16 protein-coding genes are annotated in these 9085 nt (G+C 43.4%); all 16 read left to right on the top strand.

What is annotated here, in order from left to right:
- The first annotated feature begins 98 nt into the window (after nucleotides 1-98).
- The 16 genes from FC24_RS11235 to FC24_RS11165 all read left to right on the top strand — a co-directional run bounded on the left by FC24_RS11235 (nucleotide 99) and on the right by FC24_RS11165 (nucleotide 8890).
- Nucleotides 99-488, top strand: a complete 390-nt coding sequence (locus tag FC24_RS11235) for a hypothetical protein (protein ID WP_057874933.1) — start codon at nucleotides 99-101, stop codon at nucleotides 486-488.
- A gap of 12 nt (nucleotides 489-500) precedes the next feature.
- Nucleotides 501-842: a hypothetical protein gene (locus FC24_RS11230; RefSeq protein WP_202813628.1), complete on the top strand. Its 342-nt coding sequence runs from the start codon at nucleotides 501-503 to the stop codon at nucleotides 840-842.
- Entirely contained in the window at nucleotides 842-958 is a 117-nt protein-coding gene (locus tag FC24_RS11420) for an XkdX family protein (protein ID WP_083485703.1), read from the top strand. The genes FC24_RS11230 and FC24_RS11420 overlap by 1 nt, the downstream gene beginning before the upstream one ends.
- 38 nt (nucleotides 959-996) lie before the next feature.
- Nucleotides 997-1308 carry a hypothetical protein gene (locus FC24_RS11225; RefSeq protein ID WP_057874932.1) on the top strand — a complete coding sequence of 104 codons (312 nt, stop codon included), beginning with the start codon at nucleotides 997-999 and terminating at the stop codon, nucleotides 1306-1308.
- Nucleotides 1309-1320: 12 nt separating this feature from the next.
- Nucleotides 1321-1599 carry a holin gene (locus tag FC24_RS11220; protein ID WP_157059135.1) on the top strand — a complete coding sequence of 93 codons (279 nt, stop codon included), beginning with the start codon at nucleotides 1321-1323 and terminating at the stop codon, nucleotides 1597-1599.
- Nucleotides 1586-3022 carry a LysM peptidoglycan-binding domain-containing protein gene (locus tag FC24_RS11215; protein ID WP_083485702.1) on the top strand — a complete coding sequence of 479 codons (1437 nt, stop codon included), beginning with the start codon at nucleotides 1586-1588 and terminating at the stop codon, nucleotides 3020-3022. The genes FC24_RS11220 and FC24_RS11215 overlap by 14 nt, the downstream gene beginning before the upstream one ends.
- Nucleotides 3023-3196: 174 nt before the next feature.
- Nucleotides 3197-3562: a hypothetical protein gene (locus FC24_RS11210; protein ID WP_057874930.1), complete on the top strand. Its 366-nt coding sequence runs from the start codon at nucleotides 3197-3199 to the stop codon at nucleotides 3560-3562.
- A gap of 25 nt (nucleotides 3563-3587) precedes the next feature.
- Nucleotides 3588-4013, top strand: a complete 426-nt coding sequence (locus tag FC24_RS11205) for a hypothetical protein (protein WP_057874929.1) — start codon at nucleotides 3588-3590, stop codon at nucleotides 4011-4013.
- Between the two features lie 13 nt (nucleotides 4014-4026).
- A complete protein-coding gene (locus FC24_RS11200; RefSeq protein WP_057874928.1) occupies nucleotides 4027-4362 on the top strand; it encodes a hypothetical protein in 336 nt (111 codons plus the stop codon).
- 14 nt (nucleotides 4363-4376) lie between these two features.
- On the top strand, nucleotides 4377-5156 hold the full coding sequence (locus FC24_RS11195; RefSeq protein ID WP_057874927.1) for a hypothetical protein: 780 nt from the start codon (nucleotides 4377-4379) through the stop codon (nucleotides 5154-5156).
- A 56-nt stretch (nucleotides 5157-5212) separates the two neighbouring features.
- Nucleotides 5213-5473, top strand: a complete 261-nt coding sequence (locus FC24_RS11190; RefSeq protein WP_157059134.1) for a hypothetical protein — start codon at nucleotides 5213-5215, stop codon at nucleotides 5471-5473.
- Nucleotides 5473-6417: a hypothetical protein gene (locus FC24_RS11185; protein WP_057874925.1), complete on the top strand. Its 945-nt coding sequence runs from the start codon at nucleotides 5473-5475 to the stop codon at nucleotides 6415-6417. The genes FC24_RS11190 and FC24_RS11185 overlap by 1 nt, the downstream gene beginning before the upstream one ends.
- Nucleotides 6399-7073 (top strand): hypothetical protein, encoded by a 675-nt coding sequence (locus FC24_RS11180; RefSeq protein ID WP_057874924.1) that lies wholly within the window; start codon nucleotides 6399-6401, stop codon nucleotides 7071-7073. Before FC24_RS11185 ends, FC24_RS11180 begins: the two co-directional genes overlap by 19 nt.
- A 132-nt stretch (nucleotides 7074-7205) precedes the next feature.
- Nucleotides 7206-7469, top strand: a complete 264-nt coding sequence (locus FC24_RS11175; protein WP_057874923.1) for a hypothetical protein — start codon at nucleotides 7206-7208, stop codon at nucleotides 7467-7469.
- A gap of 9 nt (nucleotides 7470-7478) precedes the next feature.
- Complete coding sequence (locus FC24_RS11170) at nucleotides 7479-8153, top strand: hypothetical protein (RefSeq protein ID WP_057874922.1); 675 nt, start codon at nucleotides 7479-7481, stop codon at nucleotides 8151-8153.
- A gap of 512 nt (nucleotides 8154-8665) precedes the next feature.
- On the top strand, nucleotides 8666-8890 hold the full coding sequence (locus FC24_RS11165; RefSeq protein ID WP_057874921.1) for a helix-turn-helix domain-containing protein: 225 nt from the start codon (nucleotides 8666-8668) through the stop codon (nucleotides 8888-8890).
- Nucleotides 8891-9085: the final 195 nt, after the last annotated feature.

Here is a 9085-nt window from a genome sequence, read left to right as displayed (position 1 = left end):
GGGGGGGGGGGGGGGGGGGGGGGGGGGGGGGGCGTAAAACCCTTCTGAGCCACGGTTTTAAAGGGATTTTAAGCCACCTCGAAATGGAGGTGGCCTAAATGAAAATGCAACAGATCGCACATGCACAAGGTAATTGGGAAAAACCCGTGAATGACAATTTTGCCGCACTGACAAAGGACACTGGTTGGATCAGACTGAGTGTCCTAGCACCATTTAGCGGTGACGTTTTTGCCCGTAAATATGGCAACATGGTTGAGCTTTTGGGTGCGGTGACCCGCACGAAACCAGTAACAGGTTTTATCAAGATCACTACACTGCCAAGCAATTTACTGTCTAACGATTTTAAAGGTTTTGGCATCATTGCGTATACAGCCAGGCCCCATGCCTATGCCAACTTAACTATCGATACCGATGGCATTACTTTTAGAGACTGTACGACTGACGATATTGAGGCACCAATGAGATTTGATAAAACAATAATCGGTTAAGGAGGTCTATCAATGGCTTATAAATTAATTTATTTTTATGATAACAACAAGCAATTTGATCATAGTGAGCTAGTCGATGCGGCTACTACCGTGCCGGCTAACGCAACGGATATCAGGCCCACGGATGGTTTGTACGAGCCGCGGACGTTTAATGGTAAATGGGTGGGGGTCACACGTGAAGAGTGGCTAAAAAATCAACCAGCACCGGAACCCGAGGAACCAACCGACCAGGAACAAGCAATGGCCGAGTTAACTAAACAGCTGGCACAAACTAAGCAGACGGCAACTGACGCGCAAAATGCGTTGGCTGAATTGACAAAACAAGTTGCTCAGCTGAAAGGAGCGGATAAATAATGGCATATATTTTAACTTTTTACAAAAAGAATCTGTTTAACGATGATGATATGGCGCTATTTGTCAAAACGGCGATGATCACCCAAGCGCAATATGACAGTGTTAAAGCCGCTTAGCAGCGGTTATTTTTATGCATAAAAAGGAAGGTGGTACCATGGGGCCACACTATTTTTTTGGCCTGACGTGGCCAGAACTGAGTGCCATTATGGGCGTATTGGTGATTTTGGTCACCTTTTTTGTTTGGCTAACACATGTCGTGATCACCAAGCCGATGGAAGTGGCCAACCGGGGGCTGCAGCGGGCAATTGATCATTTATCTAAGCAAGTAGAGAGCCTCGGCAGTAATGCCGCCTTGATCCACAAGGACCTTTATCATCGTATCCGTAGTAATGATATCGATATCGCCCGCCATGATGAGGAGCTCAAAACGCTGTTTAATAAGCATCACAAAAAAGGGAGTGAGTAAATGGAGGACGAGTTGCAGCAGTTGACCCTGATTGCCGTGGTGCTGGGGCCGATTGTCAGCGGGTTAACCCAACTATTAAAGCAGATCATCCCTGCTAAGGACAAGCTAGCGCCCGTGTTGCCCTTGCTAATCGGGGTCGTTATCGGATTGATCTGGGCGTGGGCGTTTAATTACTCTTACGCGATCTACGCTTTAGCTGGCATCTTAAGCGGGCTGCAGGCAGCGGGCTACTACACGTTGATCAAAAAGCCAACTACTAACAAGGAGGTGACCAACCATGAGACCAAATAAAACTAAATCAGCAACTAAGCTAGTCGTCGCCGCCGCGGTGGCTTTTTTAGTGGCGCCATTAGTGCTAAGCCAACCAGCCCAAGCGGCTAAAGGCGATTACGGGGTTGACTGGTCCAAGTACCAAGGCAGTACCGGTGTCTTTGGTTATGCCCATGATAAGTTTGCCATTGCCCAAGTTGGCGGCTATTATGATGGCTATTTTGCCGACCAAAGCACTTACCCGACGCAAGTCCAATACGCCATCGCCCAGGGTAAGCGGGCTCATAGTTATATCTACTTGCAGGCATCGACGGTGGCCGAGGTTGATCAGGCACTGGACCATTATTTACCCAAGATCCAAACCCCTAAAAAGTCGATTGTCGCCCTAGATGTGGAGTCAGGTAATCCAACCACAGCGGCGATGCAGCATGGACTAAACCGGATTAAGGCCGCAGGCTATACGCCCGTTTTGTATGGTTACAAAGCCTTTTTGCAGGCGCACGTGGACTTACTCAGCTTGTCTAAAACCGTGACGCTCTGGTTAGGCGAGTATCCTAATTATCAGGTGACACCGTCGCCAAACTATAACTATTTTCCAAGCTGGAATAACATCGGGATTTTCCAATTTACGTCAACCTATATTGCGGGTGGCCTTGATGGCAATGTCGATTTAACTGGCATTACCGATAACGGCTACCGCAAAGGTGACAATAGCAAGCCCGACACGTCCACGCCGGCAATTGACGCAGGCAAGACCGCCGATAATACGCCTAAGCGGGATATCGCGGTTGGGGACACGGTCAAGGTCAACTTTAGTGCCTCCCGTTGGGCGACCGGCGAGACAATCCCAAGTTGGGTCAAGGGGCAAAACTATCAAGTCACCCAAGTTAATGGCAAGCGGTTATTATTATCTGGCATCAACAGCTGGATCAACCGTAAAAACGCCGAGATTTTAAACGTAACTAATACGTCTAATGCGACTGCAACTGGCAGTACCTATGTGGTCCAAAGCGGGGACACACTCTCTGGGATTGCGGCCCGCTATGGCACTACCACTAGTACTCTGGCTAGCTTAAATGGCCTTAGCAACGCTGATTTTATTACCGTTGGGCAAAGACTAACCACTAATGGTAAAGCGACTACTAATAGCGGCACTTATACCGTTAAAAGTGGCGATACCTTATCCGGAATCGCTGCTAGTCACGGTTTAAGCACCGCAACGCTAGCCGCGTACAATGGCATCACTAACTGGGACCAGATCCAGGTTGGGCAGCAACTTAAATTTAGTGGTGGGGCTGCCAGCACGCGCAGCTACACGGTTAAATACGGTGACAGCTTATCTGCCATTGCCGCCCGTTTAGGGACTACTGTTAGTACGTTAGCTAGCAAAAATGGGATCAGTAATACTAATCTGATTTACACCGGCGAAACGTTAAACTACTAAAACTAAATCTATCGATTCAACAATAGCCTACTCCGTTATGGGGTAGGCTTATTTTTTATACGCTATGGTAAATACTATAAACTATTTTTGTTTATATTGTTGACAAAAGCGAGATTAGGAGTTACACTAAGTACGTAAGGTTGAGGAACACAAAAACGAAAGGAAGTTATTGAGATGAGTAAATCAGCAATCTTTAAACAAGCATGGGCGTTAGCAGCAATGGGAGCCGTTCGGTTTGGCGGCAAGAAATCTGAATATTTTGTGGAAAGCTTAAAAATTGTTTATGCAAAAGACAAAATTTATGTTTTGTTAGTGCAAACAAGCCGGAATCGGCCTGCTTGGTGTGCTAAGATTACTGGTTTGAGTAAACGTTATGGCTTGCAACGTGAGTTTTTGGGCGACTATGGCTTAGGTCACTGGGATTTAACCGATGGGATTTATAACTATGGCCGTGGCAAAGGTGATAGTCATTATATTATTGTTAAAGATGGCAATGCTCAGGTAACGTATGATGATGATGTTAAATTAGTTTTTGCTTAAAAATTTAAAAAAGGGAGCTAAATAAATGGCAGACAGAACCGAGTATAAACACAGCTGGCGCGACCAGCTGGGAACTGATATGGACAAGGCTAAGGCAATATTGGCAGATAAATCGATCAGCACAACTTATCTAGCTAATATTACTGATATTAGCCGCTATGGCGTTTTAAATTATCGCAGCGGCAAAACGGACATTGAAAAAGCGGCTTGGACAATTGTTACTAAGCTAGCCCGGGCTTATGAGGTCAGCTGGATTACAACCCAAATTGGGGACCAGCAAACCGAATTTGTCCTATTTATCAAAAAATTGACAGAACAGTTAACGATCGTTGGCGACCAGTTGGAAAACAAAGATCCGGCAATGGCAGATACAATTGACCTATTAAAAGACATGACCATTAGCGAGATTACGCAATTAATTTTATTATTTAAAAATTACCAAGACGAATAAGGAGTGCTTAAAAATGGAAAAAACACCGGAATTAACTGATTATTTTGAAAAAAACATTAAGAAAATTACTGTCCGTAAAGGTACTTATGTTAAAGGCATCACGCTGGAAGACCCGGCCGCTGGCCAAAGCAAAATGGGCTTTAACCGAGCTAAATATTTGTTTAATGATTTAATCAAGACAGGGTTTACCGTTAAGTATGACAACCAATATTTGGCTAATGATCTTATTTTAACTTATCAAGAAGGGTCGACCACATTAAAATATATTTTTACTGATGCTGGCGCCAACGATCGGATGAACGATGCATTGGCAGCAAGCGAGCATCCCATTACCACTAATTTTAAATAAGGTAGGTGGTTGGATTGACACCAACACAGCTAATCTATCAGGCTTGGCAGCAAACCCCCCAACCATTACCTTATGACAATGGTCAACAAAAAATTGATTGCTATTTTGCCGATCCAATGGATAAATGCGTCCCCGTAAAAGCGGAGACGCGCTGCACAATTTGTGGGGCACCAATTAGGTATGGCGTGCCGGTTAAAAAAGCGCTGTCGTCTAACTATACAAATTGGGCGCAGCACAAGGCGCCTAGTAGTCAATACGTAGGTCCGGCTTGCTACTTTACCATTAAGCTAAACACTAAGTACCACCGCATGGCGCTGGATCGCTATAGCTTTTGTGCGACTAAAAACCATTTGAGCATTTTAAACCGCTGGCAAGTGCGAGATTATTTAATCAAGCCACCAAAGCCGCCGTTTGTACTAGTGTGCACCGTCTCACAACAAAAGCACCTGGCTTTGCATAGCCGCATCTCTTATCAGCAGAGTCGCTTTTATTGCCAGTTTGAAAATCAGACTTTACTAATTGACCCGACGTTTAAACCCCTAGTTAACTTTGTGGAGGCTTTATATAGTATTGGCATTAGTAAAAAACAACTAGCCCAAGGCAAACTCAATTACGCATATTTAAAGGATTATGACTTTGACAGCGTTAAAACAATCATGGTAAAACTAGCCAATTATGTACAGCAACCAAGCTTTGGACTGGCTATCCACGTTGCCACTAAAATTAAGGAGGCTGAGGCATTATCGTACTTGGATTTGACACGACGCGCAAAAGCGCAGCCCGAGCAGCATTAATTGTCTATTTGGTGCACCGGGCGCAAAAAACGGGCTACGGGCCACGTGGCCTGACCATGTGGGGCGAGATTATGCGATTGGTGCAGGTAACCGCTAAGCGAGCGCCCAATTTGCCGCAGTTTTTAGACCAACTCATGGTTAAAATGGGCGCAGTGGCTTTAGAGCCAGCACCGGAGCTATTAGCCATTTTAGATTTGACGGCTACGGAGCAAAAGCAGATCCTTGCCTCTCTTTATGAGACGCCCCAATGGATTATTTTGTTAGTCCGTGATCGGATCCAACGTGAGCGTCTGGGCAATCAAAAGGAGGCAAATTAATGCCAGTTTACCAATTTAACTCAGTCTACACGTTAAAGGCACCACTCTCACATCAGGCGGTGGATCCTAATAGTGTAGTCAAAAAATTAAATACCGTTACCTTACGCAACGGCAGCGAAATTGAGCAGGTTTTTGCCTACTCAGGCAACGCTTTACGTGGTGGTTGGCGGGATCAAGGCGCAAAGTATTTATTAAACCATTGGGACCACTTAAAATTACCGCAAAAAGCCTTTAATTTAATTTTTACCGGGGGTAACTTGTCGGGCAATCAAGTCGTTGATGTCTCCCGAGCTCAGGCTATCCGCCATTATTTCCCGCTGTTGTCATTACTGGGCGGTGCGATTGGCAATCAAATTCTAGCCGGCAAAATCACGCAGACCTTTGCTTATCCGGTGTGTGCTGAGACGACCGCAATTGTCCCAGCAAATCTGGATCCAATTGATTACCAGGCCCAAAAGCTATCCTGGCGCCGGATGACCGAGGATAAACAATTTATCCGCCTAGACGATAGCAAACAGACACTAAGTACTTATTTGGACAAAACAACAGCTAAAAAAGCTAAGTCTGAGCTGCCTGCGCAAATGCTTTACGGCATTGAGTATCTAATCCCCAACACGCAGTTGTGGCATAATCTAGAGGTGGACTGCACAGAGTTGGAATTGGGTGCATTGGTGTCCTGTTTGGCTGAGTGGGCCCAGGCACCGTATCTGGGTGGTATGTCTGCCCAAGGCTTTGGTTTATGCGATTTGACCATGCTGCAAGAGACCGATGACGACAGCCAAACGCCATTTTTAACGATTACTGGTGGTAAGCTACAACTAGCACCATTGGCAAAACAGGTTAAAGATCAATACGATACTTACCTTAAAGATATTTATGCTAATACCGACATGACGCAATTAATCAAGCTATTGGAGGGTAAAAAATGGCAACTGAGCCTTTAAAGATTACTGCTCACTTGGTCGATGGCCGGATTAATAGCGCTGATGGGTTGCTATCTTTTGCCAGTATTATTTATTACGCTTGGTTTAAGCGTTGGTACCCAGAAAAAGTTTTAGGCACCCTCAAACTGGACGACTTATTAATTGGGTTACCCTTGCCTAAAGATCAGCACGGATTGTACCAAGCATCGGTGGGTTTTTATCAGCAGTACGCGCAAACTACTGAGTATTGGAACAGCGAGCCCGATTGGGAGCGGGGACATACTTATTTAGATAAAGATAAAGGCAAAATCAATCCTAGTGTGGGGGTCCAACGGGCTTATCACACGGCTGAAACAATCCGAGTGATTAGTGACCCCGTCTTTTATTGTCGCGGTAAAATCAAGAAAATCCCGCAATATTTAAATTACGTGAAAGCCTTGGGCAAAAAAGGCAGCGTGGGTTGGGGCCGGGTTAAATCGTGGTCAGTAGAGCCAATAGCTGAGGACTGGTCACTCTGGAGCCCCAAGCATGGATTAATGCGACCGTGGCCCACTAAATATCAAGCTGAGCTAGGTCATGATGTATCTGATTACTTTGTTGACAAGACCGCAATCAAGCCACCAAGTTGGCAACATCGAAATCAAACATTGTGTTATATTCCAGATTTTATTAAGTAAGTCATAATAGGCTTGCTTTTTATATTTTATGCAATATTGTAAACCTTTTTTGTTTATAGTATTGACAAAGGAAGGCCTAGGGGTTATACTATATTTGTAAGGTTGAGGAACACAAGAAAGGAAGTTATTAAAATGGATACAGTTAAAGTAGCAGGTCAAGAATTTGAAATCATTGAAGCACCGGGCAGTGATGTCGAAGAATATTATGAAGCAAAAGATGAATTGCAACAATTCCCGCACTTGGTAGTAACGGGTGTTGGTCGCTCGCTAGCAGACAACCAGAAATATGAATTAGTTTGGTACATTGATGAGGATGCCATGAAAGCTCAGCCAGAAGACATGGAAGACTGGTGTGATTGGGATAATCCTGACAAAGCCGACTTACTGGCAGAGTAGGAGAGCACTATGGCAAGATTAGATCATAACGGTAATCCGCTACCGGTTGGTGTTAATGAGCGGCGGACCAAAACTGGCAAATACCGCTATCACGCATTAGTTAGTATTAAAGGTAAGATGCAGCGAGTTGGCACATATGACACAGTTGCTGAGGCCAAAAAACAGCGAGAACTCTTTTTAAAAGCTGCTATCCCAAATGGGGCGCAAAAAGCTTGGCGGCGCGATTTAACTGGAAAGCAGTTTGGCCATGCTAGGGTATTGCATAATACGCAATATCGGGATGTTGATGGCAGTATTTTGTGGCAATTGCTTTGTGATTGCGGTACCTATTTTTTAGCGAGTACGCCTAACTTAATTACTGGTAAGGTGGTTAGTTGTGGCCATGGCCGCAAGGAGTTGGCACCAGAAATGTTGTCACACATTGATGACTTGCGAAAACATCATACGGCAGCTGATCTTTTACAGCGTAAAAAGCCCAAAACTAATCGGAGTGGTTATAAAAATATTGCAATTGTCACGTTAAAAAGCAAAGATATCCGTTATTTAGTCCAGCTGACGGTTGCCGGTAAGTGTTATTATATCGGCCGGTTTAAAACGCTAAGTGAGGCTAAAGCAGCATTAAAGCAGGCAAGGCTTAAATATGTTAAACCAAAATTAGAGCAATTAAAAAATAAATCAAAATAGTTTTTATGTTATACTAAAAAGGAACTTCTTTTTGAGGTTCCTTAACTTACAGCCCACTGGCTATTGCTGGTGGGTCTTTTTTATGCTTAATTTATCTAATTAATTGCTAAATAATGTTGACTTTAGCTCTTATAAGAGTTATTATATAAGTATAAAGAAAGGAGGTAAGCAATGAAGTTAGTTGAAACGATATCCGAAATTATCGAACACATAACAGTTGCAGCTGGTGCGATAATTGGTTCTGTGATAGCAATAAAAAGTTATCACAACCACAAGGATAAATAATTGAACCAAGTAGCGAGTGTAAGGACTCGCTGCTTTGGTATACCTTCATTGCCTACGACCCATGAATAAGAATATCATATTATTAATTATTGCGGTAGCAACTGGCATATTTAATGTTATGCAACTTGTGTTTTTACTAATTGGTAAAAACATTATTATTATAAGTGAATTATCAAATATTACTGCAATTATATTTGTGTTTTACTTTTTGTGGTGGGGGTATCATTATGGTAAAAATTAATCTGAATGATCCTAATATTATGGGATCACAAGAAGCAGCAAAAATTTGGGGTAAAAATTTAACTTATGTCCGTACATCTTTAAAACAGAGCCCAGAAAAATGGCCAAAAGGAAGTTATCGGCTTTTTGGGCATCAATTAATTGTGACCACAGAAGGCATGGAAGCTGCAACTGGAGAAAAAGATCCACGTAGAAATAAAGAGTCGTTTTAATAAGCTTTTCCATTTATTATAATACCTGTATTAGTAGCCTTATGGCATAATTGCTCAGCTCATGCTAATGCAACCCGATGATCCTTGTAGCTGATTAAATCAGTATGGACTAAAATGCATGTTTATTGGCAATTTAATTTATAAGGCAGATTGCAAGAAATAACTTGAACAAATTTAGTAACGCAGATTACGCAA

It is taken from the genome of Loigolactobacillus rennini DSM 20253 (genome assembly GCF_001436505.1).
Classification (GTDB): Bacteria; Bacillota; Bacilli; order Lactobacillales; family Lactobacillaceae; genus Loigolactobacillus; species Loigolactobacillus rennini.
This window is presented reverse-complemented; position numbering and strand designations above follow the sequence as displayed.

Coding starts and splice junctions, on each gene's coding strand:
- FC24_RS11225 (WP_057874932.1), top strand. CDS start 997: ATGGGGCCACACTATTTTTTTGGCCTGACGTGGCCAGAACTGAGTGCC.
- FC24_RS11185 (WP_057874925.1), top strand. CDS start 5,473: ATGCCAGTTTACCAATTTAACTCAGTCTACACGTTAAAGGCACCACTC.
- FC24_RS11180 (WP_057874924.1), top strand. CDS start 6,399: ATGGCAACTGAGCCTTTAAAGATTACTGCTCACTTGGTCGATGGCCGG.
- FC24_RS11420 (WP_083485703.1), top strand. CDS start 842: ATGGCATATATTTTAACTTTTTACAAAAAGAATCTGTTTAACGATGAT.
- FC24_RS11175 (WP_057874923.1), top strand. CDS start 7,206: ATGGATACAGTTAAAGTAGCAGGTCAAGAATTTGAAATCATTGAAGCA.
- FC24_RS11200 (WP_057874928.1), top strand. CDS start 4,027: ATGGAAAAAACACCGGAATTAACTGATTATTTTGAAAAAAACATTAAG.
- FC24_RS11205 (WP_057874929.1), top strand. CDS start 3,588: ATGGCAGACAGAACCGAGTATAAACACAGCTGGCGCGACCAGCTGGGA.
- FC24_RS11170 (WP_057874922.1), top strand. CDS start 7,479: ATGGCAAGATTAGATCATAACGGTAATCCGCTACCGGTTGGTGTTAAT.
- FC24_RS11230 (WP_202813628.1), top strand. CDS start 501: ATGGCTTATAAATTAATTTATTTTTATGATAACAACAAGCAATTTGAT.
- FC24_RS11215 (WP_083485702.1), top strand. CDS start 1,586: ATGAGACCAAATAAAACTAAATCAGCAACTAAGCTAGTCGTCGCCGCC.
- FC24_RS11165 (WP_057874921.1), top strand. CDS start 8,666: ATGGTAAAAATTAATCTGAATGATCCTAATATTATGGGATCACAAGAA.
- FC24_RS11235 (WP_057874933.1), top strand. CDS start 99: ATGAAAATGCAACAGATCGCACATGCACAAGGTAATTGGGAAAAACCC.
- FC24_RS11190 (WP_157059134.1), top strand. CDS start 5,213: ATGTGGGGCGAGATTATGCGATTGGTGCAGGTAACCGCTAAGCGAGCG.
- FC24_RS11210 (WP_057874930.1), top strand. CDS start 3,197: ATGAGTAAATCAGCAATCTTTAAACAAGCATGGGCGTTAGCAGCAATG.